This window comes from Stieleria maiorica (assembly GCF_008035925.1).
GTDB lineage: Bacteria > Planctomycetota > Planctomycetia > Pirellulales > Pirellulaceae > Stieleria > Stieleria maiorica.
This window is the reverse complement of record NZ_CP036264.1, coordinates 592,770-611,334: the sequence shown is the minus strand read 5'-3', so window position 1 is coordinate 611,334 and position 18,565 is coordinate 592,770. Positions and strand designations below refer to the sequence as shown.

1 protein-coding gene is annotated in these 18,565 nt (G+C 59.6%); it reads left to right on the top strand.

Features of this window, described 5'->3' with window-relative positions:
- The first annotated feature begins 143 nt into the window (after positions 1 to 143).
- Positions 144 to 18,560, top strand: coding sequence for a beta-propeller fold lactonase family protein (locus Mal15_RS01880; RefSeq protein ID WP_167546584.1), 18,417 nt, complete (start codon positions 144 to 146; stop codon positions 18,558 to 18,560).
- Positions 18,561 to 18,565: the final 5 nt, after the last annotated feature.

Below are 18,565 nucleotides of genomic sequence, written 5' to 3'. Positions count from 1 at the left end.
CGGATCACCAAGCCTCCGCGTTCGCTTTCCCTCCCGGCGACTCGGTGGCTGGTGCGCTCATGATGATGCACTCCCCACGCAAGCTCCGACGCTCAACGTCTCGCCGTGTCGCCTCGCGACAGCCTTCTCAATCACGACGCCGGATGCTTTACGAGGCATTGGAAGCGCGTCATTTGTTGACGGCGTCGATCGAAGGTTTGGTCTTCGGCGACACCAATCAAGATGGCATCCAGAACCTTGCCGAAACGGGGATCGCCGGCGTCACGGTCTATTCCGACTTGAACAGCAACGGCACGCGGGACGCCGGCGAGCCGTTCACGCAAACCACGGCCGATGATCCGGGAACGCCGGGCGTGGACGAACTCGGCCGCTACGTGATCGACAACCTGAGCGAGCAGACCCATCACGTGACGATCGAGCTGTCGGCGAACACGCGGCAGACCGCGCCGTTTTCACCGGCCACGGGCATGGCGTTACGCCTGTTCGAAGACGCGATTCGACCGGTCCAAACCAACGGCTCCGGGCCGTCGGACATTCAGGTCTCCGCCGACGGTCAATTTGTGTTTGTCGGGTGGGACCAAGGGCGACGGATCACGACGTTTACCCGGCGTGTCCAAGACGGCCAACTGGCGTACCAGTCGGAATTGTACGACACCGAGTTGTATGGGATTCGTCGCAGCGTAGCATCATCGGACGGAAACTTTCTGTACGTTCCGGCGGAGTACTCCGATGCAATCAACGTGTTGCAAATCGATTCGGCGGGAACGCTGTCAGTCGTCCAAACGATCACGATCAGCGCGGACAGCAACCTGGACCGGGTCAACGCATTAACGCTTGCACCGGACGGATCACAACTGCTGGCGACGTCAACCACAACAAAATCATTGTTGATCTATGATGTCGATTCTGCCTCCGGCACACTGACCTTGTCGCAAACCTTCAAAGAAGGCGTTGACGGTGTCACGGGTTTGAATTTTCCGGCTCAGGCGAGAGTTTCCCCCGATGGAACGTTGGTCGCCGTCGCAACCCAAGCGAGCGGTAATCCGCTGACGTTGTTGGACCGCGATCCGGTGACGGGAATCGTCACGCCCAGCGGCACGAGTCTGGCGTTGGGGTCCAACCGGGACGTCATCTTCTCCGACGACGGGCGGTTTCTATACGTCGCCGATTTCAATGGGCGGCTGTGGACGTTGACTCGGGACGAAGTCAACGGGGATGTCCAGGTCCAAGGTTCGATCAACCTGGGCACGAAGCGTTTGGACAAATTGGTGATGCGCCCCGATCAAGCCGGGATCTACGCGACGTCCAGCTACACCGATTCACTTTTGACATTCCATCGCGACCCGGCCAGCGGCGCAGTGACGTTGGACCAGACCTTTGACCCGAGCGATGTGTCGGGGTTGTCGGACGCCGAGGGCATTGCGATCAGCCCCGATGGCAAGCATCTTTACCTAGCCTCGCAACGTAGCAATCGAATTCAAACCTTTTGGACGAACGCCACGGGGCAGACTCCGGTGCCATCGTTGGTCACCACGATCAGTGGGCAAACCGTCACGGACATCAACTTTGCGGTCAGCGACGCTTCACCGCGGGTGACGGAGATTTCAACGACGTCGGTCAGCCCCGAACCTGCCGACTCGGTCACCTTTGCCGTCGTGTTTGATGAGGCGGTGACGGGCGTCGACACGAGTGATTTCCAGCTGATTGACAGTGGCTTGCCTCAAGCGGCGATCACCTCAGTCAGCGGCAGTGGAACCGACTACACAGTCACCGTATCCACACCGAACTATTCGGGCAATCTGCAACTGCAACTGGTCGACGACGACACGATTGTTGACGTGAATTCGGTTCCATTGGGCGGCAACGGCACGGGGGCGGTGGCAGCTCGGACGGCACCACTTCTGGTCGATTCTCTGCCGCCGCAAGTTGTCGCCCTTGCGGCGTCCAACGATGTCGCTCCGATGGCACGTGCCCTCTCGTTCTACGTGACGTTTGACGAATCGGTCAGCGGCGTCGATGTCACTGACTTTCAAACCATGGACGCCGGCGGCGCGGTGGGAACGGTCGACGCCGTGGTCGCAACGGGTGATGCGAGTGTCTACCGGATCGATGTCAGCGTAAGCGGTACGGCGGGAAGCGTTGCGCTCCGGCTGATCGACGACGACACGATCGTTGATGTGGCTGCCAACCCGCTCGGTGATGTCGGCACCGCCGGCGGTGCATCCGGTGACGGATCGTTTCAATCGTCCGCAGCCGTGATCGATGATGCCCGGATCGTCGGACGCGTTCGGATCGATGGCAACGGCGATGGCTTATTCGATTCCGACGAGTTCGGCCAACCCGGTATCACGGTCTACGCCGACACCAATCTGAATGGAACGCTGGACGCGGGCGAACCATCCGCGGTCACCCAGAGCGATGACCCTGGGACAAGTGAGGTCGATGAATCCGGGACCTACGAATTGACCAGCCTTGCGACGGGAACGACGTACTCATTGCGTATCGATTCGTCTCAACATCGTCAAACCACACCTGTTTTGTACGCCGTCGATGATGGGACGCTGACGTTTGCGGATTCTGTTTTTGGGGGCTCCAGCACGTCGGATTCCCTGTATAGCGTTGACGGCATCACGGTGACCAACGACGGAAAGCAGCTCTATGCGATCTCGCCGTTTGGTAACAAGGTCAGCCTGTTCACGCGTGAATCGGTCAGTGCCCCGTTTGCTTATGAAACCTCTTGGTCGGACGCCACACCAGGGTTTTCGGGACTGGCAAGTCCAACCTTGTTGATCTTCCGTCCCGATGAACAGTTCGGGTACCTGTTGGCGGGCAATACGATCTATGTGGTCCAGCGCGACCGCGTCAGTGGTGAATTGAGTGTCACCAGCACGGTCGACGGTGCGACCAGTGACGACAGCACGTTTCACCGTATTTTTTCTGCGTCGATCAGCCCCGACGGTCAGTATCTCTACACCGCCGGTGTTTATAGCGACACGCTTTCGGTGTATCGGATCGACGCCACGACGGGGGCGTTAGCGCTGATCCAAGAACTGCGACAGGGAGTCGACGGCGTCCAAGGCTTGGACTATCCCGACAGGGTTCAGGTCTCGCCAGACGGGGCGTATGTCTTTGTCCATTCCTTCTTCAAAGCGGCAATGACCATCTATGCCGTCACGCCGGGAAGCGGCCGTCTGGTCGAATCCAAGTTTTTCGCGTCGGTCCCCTCCGCTTTCGACATCGCCTTTTCGCCGGACGGAGATTTCGCCTACTCCACCAGCCAGTCCACCACATCCGACAAGATCCGAGTGTTCCACTTGGACGCCGGCCAATGGACGCAACTGCCCGGCACCAGCGTCGGATTGAACAACCCGCGTGATCTGGAAATCAGTGCGGACGGACGTTTTGTGTATGTGGCCGATGCAACGGCGGACGCTGTCATCGCCTTTTCGCGTGACACCCAATCCGGCGCGCTGACGCTGTTGCAAACGCTCAACGACGTTACACCACACGATTCGTTAAACGGTGTCGAGTTCATCAAGTTGTCGCCGGACGGGCGAGAATTGTTTGCCGCCGCGTCGCAGGATCACAGCTTGACTCGGTTGACGCGGCTCAGCGGCGCCGTGACCGAACGACCACACGCGATCACGACGACCCATCGCGAAACCGGCGGCGTCGACTTCGGAATTCGCAATTTGTTTCCTTCGGTCACCGATTTCGTCTCAGCCGTCGCCGGCCCGATCTCGGATCCGACGCTGACGTTCACGGCAACGTTTGACGAAGCGGTCAGCGGAGTGGGGCCAGAGGATTTCCAGATCGAATCGACGGGGATCCATGATGCATCGATCGTCGAGGTGACCGGCGGACCGACACAGTACAACGTCGTGATTGACACAGGCAGCGGCGACGGAACGCTGCAGTTGCGACTGGTGGATGATGACAGCATCGTCAATGCGGCATCCTATCCGCTCGGCGGCGTCGGCGCGGGCAACGGTGGCCTGCTTTCGGATCCGGTAACGATTCAAAAAACGGGGAACATCGCCGGCCGTCTGGTTCATGATGTGGATGAAGACGGCTATGCAGACCTGGGCGAAGTCGGGCTTGCCGGCGCCACGGTCTTCGTGGATGTCAATGCCAACGGTGTGCTTGATCCGGACGAGCCGTTTGCAGTGTCGCTCGCCGATGATCCGGCGACGACAGGTGTCGATGAAGCGGGGACCTATCGCGTCCAGGGTGTCGCCCCCGGGGATGCCGTGATCGTTGTGATCCCGCCGCCAGGCTTTGAACTGTCCAACCCGGCGAACCGCGCCGCACCGGTCGGGAACACGTACTTCGTCCGGTCGATCAAAGATGGGACGTCGGGGGCGAACTATTTGGATGAAGCCGCCGGGGTCACGACCAGCCCGGACGGCAACTACTTGTACGTTGCGTCCTTCAACGACGATTCGGTCACGGTGTTTTCTCGCGATGCCGTGACGGGGCAATTGACCGTCGTCCAGCAGGTCGTCGACAACGTTGGTGGCGTGTCAGGTTTATGGGGCGCCCAGTCGATCGCGATCACACAGGATGGTGAAAACCTGTACGTGGCGTCCGCGCTCGACAACGCCCTGGTGATGTTCGACCGCGACCCGCTGACCGGTCAGTTGACGTTCCTGGGGAAACTGACCGACGGAATCGGTGGAGTGGATGGGCTTAACGAAGCCGTCGGAGTTCAAGTCAGCGACGACGGCATCCATCTGTACGTCGCGGCAGTGGGCGACGATTCGGTCACCGCGTTCACACGCGATCCGTCCACGGGACTGGTTTCTTACACGCGAAAGTATGTCGGCAGCACCAATGGCGCCTTTGCCGCCGAAATCAGTCCCGACCAACGACACGTTTATGTTTCCGGAACGAGCAGTTCGGCGATCACCGTTTACGATCGTGACGCGTCGAGCGGATTGTTGAGTTTGAAACAGACCGTTCGTCAGTCGGACGCGGGCGTCGATGGACTCTCTGGCGTTGTCGGCATGTCGGTCAGCCCCGACGGCAAGAACGTGTACGCGGCAGGATATTATGGCGACAAGATCGCCGTGTTTGATCGCGACACCACAACCGGTTTGTTGTCGTTCCTTCATACGACTGCTGATCCCAACGGCGGTTCAGTTGCGGGTCCAATTTCGGTGTTGGCCAGTCCGGACGGACACCATGTCGTGGCGATGTATGAATTGTACGATGCCATCCAAATCTTTGATCGTGACCCGTCGACCGGGCAGTTGACGTTGTCACAGCAGTTCCGCGACGGTGTCGGCGGCGTGGACGGTTTGAATGGCGCGTGGGACGCCGAGTTTTCCGATGACGGGCGCTCTCTCTATGTGGTCGGTGCCTACGACGACGCCGTCGTCATTTTTGACCGCAACGCCGGTCCATGGGTCGCGGCAACGGTCCAGGCGTCCGTGTCGACCGGGACGACGACCAACCTGCCCGAATTCGCAGCGTTCAACGTCGCCCCACAAGGTGTCTCGATCGACTACGACGGTCCCCTTCCGGTCACCGCCGACACGATCGACGTCCAGATCACCTTCAGTGAACCGGTGGTCGGGTTTGACGCCGACGACGTGCAACTGGGCGGTTCACTCACCTCGGCAACGGTGACCGACGTGGTCGGATCGGGCAGCAATTACACCGCGACGATCTCCCTGGGTATCGAGCAGGGCACGCTGGTCGTCACGGTGCTGGACGACGGATCGATCGACGACGCCTACGGACTTGACCTGGGCGGCCCCGCCATCGGCGACGGCACGTTTTCTTCTCCGGTGTTCGATGTCGACCGACTCGCTCCGGTCGTCGCATCCATCGAAAACATCGTCAACGCCGCGACCTCGATCCGTCGACTGGAGTTTGAGGTAACGTTCAGCGAACCCGTCACTCAAGTCGACACAAGTGACTTTCAAGTGGTTGCCAACGGACTGTCGGATGTCGCGATCGATTCGGTCACCGGTGCTGATGATCGCTACACGGTCGTGGTCACCAACACCGCCGGCACGGGAACCTTGACGCTCAGTCTGGTTGACGATGACACCATCATTGACGTCGTCGGGCTCCCGCTGGGTGGGACAGGTTTGGGCAACGGAGACTTCGCCGGTGCGGCCCAACAAGTCGAACCAGCGTTGTTGACCGGCCGCATCTTTCACGACCTGGATGACGACGGATACGGTGATGTCGCCGAACCGGGGATCGGAGGCATCACCGTCTATCTGGATGAAAACACGAACGGCATCCGAGACGCCGGCGAACCGTTTGTCGTGACGGCCGATGACGATCCGGGAACGACCGGCATCGACGAGTCGGGGACCTATTCGATCACGACCGAACAAACCGGCCCGGCGACGCTGGCCATCGATCTCGCCTCGTCGCAATACCTGCAGACCTCGCCCCGGCAATTCAGCGGTGGCACGGGATTTCTGACGCACCAGCAAACCATCACCACCGACCCGCTGGCGGTGACTGTGTTCGGCAGTTACGGCGTCGAAGTTTCACCGGATGGCAACTTCGTCGTGCTGCAGGTGACCGATGATGGGGGCGGTATCGCGGTGTTTCGACAGCACTCTGAAGGGACGTTGGAGTCATTGCACTGGTATCCTGCGGGCAGCTTGACCGATTTTGGCGATCCGCAATCGCCGACGTTCTCCCCCACCGGCGAGTTTCTGTTCCTCTATTCCAAGCAGAGTAAGCGACTGCAAACCTATGCATTTGACTTGGGCGACGGTTCGCTCACGCAGGTGCAAAGTCTAGATCTGGCGGCGGCCATCCCCAGCAATTTTGCCAATCTGGATCTGCGGATCAGTCCCGACGGAAAAAACCTGTACGCGACGTCCTATTCCGAAAGCACGCTTCGCGTGTTCGGCGTCGATCCGGCCACGGGCGTGGTCACACTGCTTCAGACCTTCCACGACTGGGCCGAAACGCCGCGACTGCAAAACGCATCGGGACTGACGATTTCTCCGGACGGCCGGCACGTCTATGTCGGCAGTTTTGCCGAATACTACATCAACGCGTTTGATCGCGATCCGATCGATGGCACGCTGACCAAGATCCAAGAACTGCCCGATGTGCGTCGTCCGTCGCGGTTACTCAGTTCACCCGACGGCGAATTCATCATCGTCAGTGCTTGGGACACCTTCACGGGTCAGGACCTGGTCACGTTGCGGCGCGATCCGGAGACGGGGTTATTGAGCGTTCATTCACGACGCGTGATGCCGGCGACGCCCTCGGGGGCGTCACTGTCGCCCGATGGCACGTCGCTGCACTATGCCGACGACGATTACGCGGATTTGAACACCCTGACCCGCGACCCGGTGACCGGTGCGTTCACGGCGCTGGATGTGTTAACCGATGATGTCGACGTGCCAGGAATGCGCGGCGTCGATGACACCGCCGTCAGCCCCGACGGCAGGTACCTGTATGCCGTCAACGGGTTTGAACGCAACCTACACCTTTTCACGCGTGACCAGGGAAATCGCAGCGTCATCCCTCACTTGACGTCGCTTGAATTTGGTGCCCAAGACACAACCTTCAACTTTGGAATCTTCAACCCGCCGCCGACGCTGGTGTCGGCGACTTCAAATCGCAATGACCCGACCACAGAATCCTCGGCGACGATCAGCATCGAATTCGATGAACCGGTGACCGGATTCGATTCCGACGACTTGTCCTTCACCGCCGCGACGTTGACGGAGTTCCCGACAGCGACGATCGGAACCGTCACCGGTGGGCCGTCGACGTACTCGGTCACCTTGACCGGACTGGCGGGGTCGAGTCAGGTCGAGTTGATTTTGAATGATGATGATACGGTGGTCGACTCCCTCGGCGCACCGCTCGGCGGAGTCGGAACCGAAGCCCTGTCCTTGATTTCGTTTTCGGTCGACAATGTCGCTCCGTCAGTGCAGGGATGGCTGCCCGGTGCCGGGACCACGACGACCGACGCAGTGATCGCGTTTACCGTGACCTTTGACGAGCCCGTCCAGGGTGTCGACGTCGATGATTTCCAGCTGGACGCCGTCGACGTCACCGGGGCGTCGATCGTGGATGTGACCGGGGCCGATGACACGTACACGATCAACGTCAATACCGGCAGCGGCGACGGAACGCTGACGGTGCAACTGGTCGACAACGATTCGATCACCGACCTACTGGCGCAACCGCTGGGCGGTCCAGGTGTCGGCAATGGCGATTCAAGTTCAAATGCGGTGACGATCATCAAGACGGGGACGATCACGGGAACGCTGTGGCATGACTTCAACGAGAACGGCGTACGTGACCAGGCCGAAGGCGGTGTCGTCGGGGTCACGGTTTATCTGGATCTAAACGACAACGGTCAGTTCGACGCCGCGACCGAGCCGAGTGACGTGACCGATGCCGACGATCCGGGCACCGTGCAAGACGACGAAGCCGGACGGTATCAACTCTTCAACGTCGATCCGGGCGAGTATTCCGTGCGTGTCGACTCCGCCGTGTGGAGTGCGTTGGCGGACACCGACTGGGAAAACGTGACGGCCAGCACGTACACGGACCAGGTAACCTTCAGGGCTGACAACAAGTCGCTGCGTCTGAGTCCCGATGGACGTCACCTGTACGTGTTTGATCACGTGACGAACTCAATTGCGGTCTTGGCAATGCCGCAAACCGCATCGGACTCCTTGACCGAAGTTCAAGTCTTGGCCGATCAATTCGACGAATTCACCAATTACGCCGGTGACATCGCGTTCACGCCTGACGGCGCGTTCATGTACGTGTCAGAAGACAGCAGCAGACGCGTCGCAGTGTACGCGCGGAATACCAGTGACGGCACGTTGGTTCGAAAACAATTGGTTTTGGCACAGGACATCGGCCCCTACACTTTGGAGGTCTCGCCCGATGGCAAGCACCTGTACCTCGGCGGAGGCTACATCGCGCCGTACGCGATCAACCCTGATGAAGGGACGTTGACCGGGCTTGCCAGAACCGACACGCCGGCACGGGTCCAAGACATTGCCTTCAGCAGTGACGGGACCAAGCTGTACGCCGTCGATTACGGCAACGTCCTGATGCGGGTCTACACACGCGACCCCGCAACCGGCGGGATCACGCAGATCCAGGCGACCGGCTCACAAAGCACCCCCAATCTTTACAGCAATTGGTCGGTCGAAATCGCCGACAACGACCGTGACGTGTACGTCGCGGCACCGCTGAATGATCTGGTCTGGCATTTCCACGCGGCGGCCGACGGGACGCTGTCGTACTTCAGCAAGTTGGATCTCGATCACGATGGGGTTCGTGATCTGCCGATGGACCTGCAACTCAGCCCGGATGGGGACGTCTTGTTCGCAGCGTTGGGATTGGACGACGCGATTCAGATTCTGTACCGGTCGCCCGATGGCAGTTTGACCGAGGGACCGATCTACGGCACCAAGGATCCTTCGATCACTAATATCTATCAAAACACGTCGTCCTTGATGGCGGTTTCTGCGGCGGGTGACGCCGTGGTTCGCGTCAATAACCGGTCCGGGTCGATCGAACTCTATCGCGGCGAGCGGAGGGAAGCGATCACGGTGACGGTAGCGTCGGCGACTGTCACTGACGCCGACCTGGGCGTCACCACACCGGCACCGGAAGTGGTGTCGGTGACGACCACGGCGACGAGTCCCTGGACCGGCGACTCGTTGCAGTACGAGGTCACCTTCAATGAAGACGTCACCGGTGTCGATGCCGGCGATTTCCAAATCCTGTCGTCCTCGATCAGCGGTGCGGCGATCGATGCGGTAAGCGGAAGCGGGACGACGTACAGCGTCACAGTCGACCTGAGCTCTGCTTACGGACAAGGTGATCTGTCGATCGAACTGATTGACGACGACACGATCAGGAATGATCGCGATGTACCGCTGCTGGGATACGGCGTCGGTTCGGCAGCGGTCTCACCGGTGATTACGATCGATTTGCCCGCGCCGACGTTGGATTCATTGGTGTTCACCAGCGGGACGGCCAGCGAGATGCAGTTCACCGCGACGTTCAACCAGAGTGTCACGGGCGTCGACGTGTCTGATTTCGACTTGGAATTCGTTTCCGGTGATTTGGCGGGAGTTTCCATGGCTTCGGTTGCCGATGGCCCGACCGTTTACACCGTCACGGTGGACCTTGCCTCCGTCACCGGACAAGGCGAATTTTACGTGTTCCTGAAGGACGACGACTCGATCATCAACGGCCGGTCGATCCCTTACGACGGCGTCGGGGTTTCACCGACCACGCCTCGGTCGGACACGGTCCAAGTTGATTTTTCCAACCCCTCCGTTTCGTCCATCACCGCCGATCCGTCGCCGCTGTTGGATTACTCCGACATCCTGTTCGAAGTCACCTTCTCCGAGTCGGTGTTTAACGTCGATGCCGCAGATTTCTCGATCCTCCGGTCCGGCGTTGTGGGGACATCGATCCGGTCCGTCACCGGACTTCCCGACGGCAGAACGTTCCAGGTGCTCGTCGATTCGGGATCTTTGGATGGCACCATCCAATTGTCGCTGGTGGACAACGACACGATCATCGATGGGCTCGGCAATCCGCTGGGCGGACCGGGGCTCGGCAATGGTGACCATTCCAGCGAGATCGTGCCCGTTGAGCGATCCCCTCGTCGCGCCCTATCGGGGCACATCTTCTTTGACACCGATGGGGATGGTGTCCGTGACCCGGGGGAACGCGGAGTCGACGCGGCGGTGGTCTATCTCGATTTGGACAATGATGGTCAACGTGACGCGAATGAGCCGGTCGGCACAGCGGCCAGCGATAACCCGCAAACGCCCGGCGTGGACGAAGGCGGATTCTATCGCTTCGGCAGCCTTCCCCTGGGGCAGTACATTTTGCGTGTCCGGCCCGATGTGCGTTGGATCGATGACATCAACAACTTTACGTCCGTGACACTGGAATTCACGACGACTGAAGGAGTTGCCGATTTAGGCGTGACGGAAAACCTGGCGGCGATCAACGGCCTGGTTTATGACGACTTGAACCGAGACGGCGTGCTGGACGCGGGCGAACCCGGATTGGCAGGATGGACGCTGTACATCGACGATAACCAAAACGACCAATTGGACGCGGGCGAACGCACGGCGGTGACGTCGGCCGATGACCCGCAAACCCCCGAGGATGAAACCGGACGGTATTCGTTCTCGCCGCTCGAATTCCAATCACACCGGGTGCAGTTGGTCAGCCGGCCGGAGTTCTTTTCAACGACACCTACGTATTTGGACCGCACGATCGCCGGCGGGACGAGTGTCGAAATCGCCAATTTCGGGACCACTCCGAATTTGACGCGAATCAGCGGCGCGGTTTTCAACGACAGCGATGGCGACGGCATTCGCTCGGCCGGTGAATCGGGGCTGGCCGATTGGACGGTGTTCCTGGATGAAAACCAGAACGGTCAATGGGATTCCGGCGAACCGACGATGCAGACCTTGGCCGATGATCCGGGGACGACGTCGATCGATGAAGCGGGGATGTTCGAGTTCACGACGATCGGCCTGGGAACCCATGTGGTCTATGCGTCGCAGCCCACGAGTTACTTGAACACCAGTCCAAATCCGGTGTCCGTCTCGTTCACGGCCAGCACCGACACGGCAGACGTCAGTTTCGCGTTGGTGGCCAACGACACAACGCTTTCCGGTTATGTCTTTGACGACGTCGATCGCGATGGCGTCCGGGATGCCGGAGAAGTCGGGGTGTCCGGTGCGCGGGTGTATTTGGATCTCAACAACAGCGAATCCTACAATGTCGGGGAACCGTACCAATACAGCGCTGCGGACGGACATTACGAATTGCTGCATGTCGTTCCTGGCGACTATGTCTTGCGTGCAACGCTGCCGCCGTTGCACGAAGCGACAAGTCCGGCACACAACGTAACGGTCGCACTCAATCAGGTGATCACCGATCTGAATTTCGGCGCACGTTACCTCGGCTACCAAATCTCCGGCACGCAGTTTGATGACTTGAACGACAACGGAGTGCGCGACGCGGGCGAACCACCGCTGAGCGGCGTCGTAGTGTTTGCCGATTTAAACGACAACGGTTTTCCGGATTCCGGCGAGCCACAGACGACATCGGGATCCGATGGCGACTACGTGCTCACCGGGACGCAACCGGGAACGTTCACCATCCGCGCGATTTCACCGGAGTATTATCGTCCCAGCGCCTCGTACCCGTCGCGCGAGCGATTGTTCGGCATCTCCGACCGACACTTCCAGTTGGGAAACCACAACAAACTGACGCTCTTCGAATTCGACCCGGTCAGCGGGGATGTGTTGGGGGAATTCGTTGTGGATAATCCAGACACAACCGAGACCACGCTCACCTTCGACGGACAGAATCTGGTTCTGATCAACAGCGATGCTCACGAGCTGAATCAATTGGCGTTCGATGGAACGGAGATCCTGGAGTTCAAACTGCCGCGAGAAGCGACCGGGGCCCCCTACCCGGTCTTCGGCGTGTCCAATCCGGTGATGATCGGCGGGTTTTTGTTCATCGTTGCCGGTTCGAGGACGGACAACATGGAATTGTGGCGAACGGATTTGTATCCCGATGGATTGGGCGCAAATTACATTTCCGCCGGCGACTGGAAATTCCTCGGCCCGATCACGTTGACCAATCCACCGGCAACACAGGGCGTGACGCTGTCGCTGATGCGAGCCAGCACGACTTCGGCCGACGGGCGAAACATCCTGGTCGGCGTGAACGCCTCGGCGCCGTTTCTGAACCATTGGCTGCAGATCGATCCGTACTCGCAGACCGCCGTATTGGTCAACGATTTCAACACCGCGGATTATGAACGCGGCATGGCGCGAATCGGTGACGAAGTGTTCGTGGCCTACCCGGTGCCGTTCACCAACACGGACGGCCAGATCATCGTTTACAACAACTCCGGCGGCATCAACCGAACATTAAACGGATTCCCGGCGCAGCAGGGACTGGCCGGCGGGCTGTACCGCGACAACGGGATTGTCGTCACCCTGGCCGAACGTGAATCGGTTGCCGATGTCAATCATTTCCATCACGCCGAATTGGGATCGATCAGCGGCAACGTTGCCAGGGATCTGGACGTCAGCGGGACCATCGATGCGGGTGAACCGGCGCTGGCCGACGTGACGGTGTATATCGACCTGAACCGAAACTGGCAATTCGATCCCGGCGAACCCTCGGCGGTCAGTGACCCGAACGGTGACTACACGATCGGCGGATTGATTCCCGATCGATACACCGTTCGTCAGGTTGCACCGGCCGATCACGACGGGTTTGCCGTCGCCGACCCGATCACCCGACTGTTCACGCAGGGGACCGACGACGGTGTTTCAACGATCTATGAAATCGACACCGATTCGGGGGCGGTGGTGAATCAGTTCCCATCGCCCGGAGCCGTCGAAGCCCACGCCGGCATGACGATGTACGAAGGCGATCTGTATCTGGCCAAGTCGAATCAATTGTTCCGCATCGATCCGGACAGCGGTGAGGTCTTGGAAACGATTCCCACCACGCCGGGGTTGAAAGACGCGATCGAAATCCGCGAAGGCATCGCCTACATGACTCAATACAACGGCGAGGGGATCGAACAATTCGACCTTCGCCGCCGCCGCTTGATCACGCAGCTTGACATTCACGCGATCAACAACATCACCGGACTCGGATATGTCATTCGCACCCAAGGAGCCGCGGTCGACCGCGAAAGTTTCATTCTCGAGATGCGTTCGGGAACGTACAACGTCGACTTTCGCACCGGGCTGATCATCCCGCACACGCCGGCCCACAGTTTCCCCTGGAACGCTTACTTGGCCGCCGCCGGAGGTGAATCGTTTACCTTCGCCACGCAAGGCTTCGTTCTGCGGACGATCGCGACGACGTCCACCGAACCGTACAACGCGCCCGGGGCGGTGACGTATCGCAACCTCTATTCCGGGGTCGCTGGAACGGTCAGCGACTATGGCGCCGAAGTCGACCTGGCCGCCGAGCACACCGTCTGGGTGACGCACGGTGATTCGGTCACCGGGATCGATTTTGGAAATCAGCCCGAGGTGGGCACGGTCAGCGGTGTGCAGTTCAGCGATGACAACGGCAACGGCATCCGCGACGTCGGTGAATCGCCGTTGGCCGGCGTCACCGTGTTTATCGATGAAAACGCCAACGGGTTTGCCGATCCCGGGGAGCGGCAAACCGTCAGCGCGGCCGACGGGACGTACCTGTTTGCCGATGTCCCGGTGGGCCAGCACCTGATTCGCGCCGAGTCGCCCGATCTTCATCGCCCGACCAATTTCAGCGGCGTCCGCGACCGACTGTTCGGTGTCTCAGCCGTCAGCAACACGGAAAGTCCCACCGGCAACTACCTGCAGATTCGTGAAATCGACCCGGTCACCGGGGATCGGATCAGCACGATCGACACGACGATCGCGATGACCGTGGCCCAAACCGCCGCATTTGATGGGCGACGATTGATTGTGGTCGACAACAACCTTGACCTGCTGTTCGAAGTCGGGCTGGATGGAACCCTGATCGATCAAACGCCGCTGCCTGGGCAAGATGGTGCGACCGTCTTTTCGCAGGGGCCAGTGGTGATCGACGGGACGATCTATTTGATGACCGTCGGCGGTTCGATGCCAATGCAGTTGATCCGTTACGACGCCGACGCGAACACGTTCTATGGGGCGATGCCGATCTCGCGCTACATCGATTCGGCCAACGAACTGAACGGATTGCCGCAATTGTCACTTTCACTGAGCGAATCGCCGGACGGACAATCGATCCTGGCGTTTTCCATCATCGATTCACGCGTGTTTGTGATCGATCCGCAAACCGCGCGGATGACGACCGTGATCGATTTGCCACGCACCGATGGTGGCGATTGGAGTGTGGGGGCCGTCGGCGGCGAATTATTCGTCCGGTCCTCCAGCATCCAAGGCGCCGTGGATGTTTACGACAGCCAGTACAACTTGGTCCGCACGCTGGCCAATCCCGGGACGTCGGGAATGGGCGGAGGGGGCTATGTCGATATCGGAATCGTCGCGACAGTCACCGCCACCGATGCCACGACGGGGATCGACCTGGGGCACCAATCCGACGCAACGACGATCTCCGGGACGGTACGCGATGACTTTAATCAGAACCGCGCCGCCGACGACGGTGAGCCCGCTGTGGGCGGCGTCCGCGTTTATTTGGACTCCAATCGCAACGGCCGGTTCGACAGCGGAGAACCCGAAACCCTGACCGACGCCGACGGGACCTATTCGTTTGTGGATCTTGCACCAGGGGATTACACGGTGCGGGTCGATCAGCCGGCCAGCTTGAAAGCGCTGACCGACACCGATGGCGTGGAATTGTTCTCCTTGGAAGTCGACCAAGGCGTTTCGACGATTCGCAAGTACGATCCGATCACCGGCCAGGTGTTGCGTGAATTCCCGGCTCCGGGAACGAGCACGACGTTCGCCGGATTGGCGTTGGACGATTCGGGGTTGTTTTATTCGGCGAATTCGACGCTCTGGAAACTTGATCCGGATGACGGAACGATTCTCGATTCCGTCCAGCTCCCCGCGGGTGAATACGGCGGCTTGGCAGCAATCGACGCTACCGTGTATGCGATCGATGCGTCAAGCAATGTGTTGTACAAAATCGACGTCGACACGCTGCAGACGATCGAGACGATCGATGTGAACGCTGTCAATCCGCCCGGACCCTCGGGAGTCGACTTCCAAGACAACTTGGGCGAAACACCTGACGTGACGCGATTGATGACGCGTTTGCATTCCGGCGGCGGCACGATCGTTTTGGATCCCGCGACGGGAATTTACGAACCACGCATCCCCACAAATTCGGGCACGACCGGAATCTCCGGGGCGGGGGGAGAGATCTACCGCGTCATCAATGGACGGATCCGCGTGGAGTCAATGTTGGAAGGCTTGATTCGCGACGTGGACCCCCTCCAAACGCCGTATGGAATCGGCGCCGCATCGGTGCCGTTGAGTGAACACGTCGTGCGGGCGGCGCCGGGTGTCGACCACGTTGATCTGGATTTCTATCAACAAGTCACCGGGCCGGCGTCCGTGGAGGGTGTGCTGTGGGACGACGCGAATGAAGACGGCGTGATCGATGCGGGCGAAGACTTGTTGGCCGGCCGAACCGTGTTCTTGGATGACAATCACAACGGCGTGCTGGACAGCGGCGAGCCCTTCACCGTGACGCTGACCGATGATCCGGCGACGACGGGAATCGACGAAACGGGACGCTACCGATTCGACGACGTGACGCCGGGGACTCATGACGTTGTTCAGGTGTTGCCGCCCGGTTGGAGGCAAACCTATCCCAGCACCGGTGCCTTCGACATCCATCGAGTCGCCGACAATGGCTATGTGGCGGGCCAAAACAACGGTGCCAATCGTTTCTATGATTCGGCCGCCAGTGATGATGGTGCATTCATTGCGTTTTCAACCTTCAACGCTCTGTTGCCCGAAGATACCAATGCCGAAACCGACATCTATGTCCTGGAGACGGCGACGGGCCAGCTGGAATTGATTTCTGTCACCTCGGATGAGGTCGTCGGCGACGACCGAAGTGTGCATCCGGCCATCAGCGCTGATGGCCGATACGTTTTCTTCTTGTCCGCCGGCACGAACTTTGTTGCCAATGACAACAACAACGCGCGTGATGTATTTGTCCGTGACCGTCAAATGGGGACCACGTCGTTGGTCAGTGCGGTCGATCCGACGTTGTCGACCGGAGGTGCTTCGGGCAATGGTGAAAGCTTTGCCTATCGCTTTGGCATCAGCAGCGATGGTCGCTATGTGACCTTTCAGTCCAGAGCGACAGACTTGGTTCCCGGCGATACGAACGGCCGGGCGGATTTATTTCTCCGTGATTTGCAACTGGGGACAACCGAGCGACTCAACCTGGCACCCGACGGCGGCCAGGCGTCCGGAGGAGACACCTATGACGGGCACCTCAGCGCCGACGGTCGATTCGTCGCATTTTGGAGTTGGGCTGACAACTTGGTGCCCGACGATACCAATGGAGTCTCGGATGCGTTTTTGCTGGACCGTCAAACCGGTATCACCGAACGCGTCAGCACCTCTTCGGCGGGCGGACAGAGTGACGACAACGCGTTCGATGTCAGCATTTCCGACGACGGACGGTACATCGTTTTCCATTCCCGCGCCAAGACACTGGACGATGTGACCGGCAGCGTGGGGCCACAAGTGTTCTTGAAAGATCGAACAACGGGCGATCTCAAAGTGCTGGGACGCAATTCGTCTGGCGTGTCTCCCGATCAAGCGACTGTCACCCCGTTGATCAGTGGCGACGGACGATGGGTCGTGTTTAATTCGTGGGCCAACAATTTGGTCGACAACGATTCGGACAGCAATAGCGACGCATACCTCTATGAGATCGAGACGGATACCGTGACGTTGCTCAGCCAATCGGTCTCGGGCGGATCCGGGGACGGCACCAGCGACTGGGTGCGGATCTCCAATGACGGTTCGACGGTCACCTTCAACTCTGCCGCAACCGACCTGACGACGATTCCACAGGGCGGTGGTCTGTATTCGGTTGACTTGAACCAGCTTGCCGCCGAGACCAGTTGGCACTCCGTTTCGGTCGGGGTGGGACAGGTCGTTCAAGGTGTCAATTTCGGGTCCATCTACGACCCGATCGCACCGAGCGACATCGTGCTTTCCAGCTCGTCGATCGTCGAGAATCTTGACACGTCTGCCTCCGACACGCTGATCGCAGAGCTTTCGACCGTCGATTCGGACACGCCCACCGGACACTCCTATGAACTGGTTTCCGGCGCCGATGATGGGGACAATGCACGATTCAGAATTGTCGGAAACCAACTGCTGCTCAAACAGGGCGAAGTGGTCGACCATGAATCGCAAGACGAGTATCGCATTCGGTTGAAAGTCACCGATACGACCGGGCAAGCGTTTGAGAAAGCGGTGGCCTTGGACGTCGTCGACGTGCTGGAAATGGCGCCGATTGCTCTCGGCGACGGGGCTTCACCAGAACATTCTTCGCTGACGTCGCTATCGATCGCATTTGACGGCCAAGTCGACGTGGATCCCGGCGCGTTTTCGATTCGTCACCGCGGCAGCGATGGCATGGTGGATGTCGTCGTCTCGCTCGAACACAGCGGCGGCAAGACGACCGCGACGTTGACCTTCACCGGGGCGTACGCCGAGACGGGAGGTTCGCTTATCGATGGCAACTATCAGCTGACGATCGACGGCACCAAGATCCGCTCTGCCGGCGGGGGCACAAACTTCGATGCCGACGGAAACGGCACCCCCGGAGGCCTGTATCACTTCGGTGAAGAAGCCGCCGACGGTTTTTTCCGACTGTTCGGTGACAGCGACGGAGACCGCGATGTCGATGGCCAAGACTATGGACGGTTCGGGCTATCGTTCTTGAAGAGCGAAGGGCAGCCGGGGTTCGATGACGCGTTCGACAGCGACGGAGACGGTGACGTTGACGGACAAGACTATGGACGCTTCGGCCAACGCTTCCTGCAATCATTGCCGTTTGAGTGAGACGC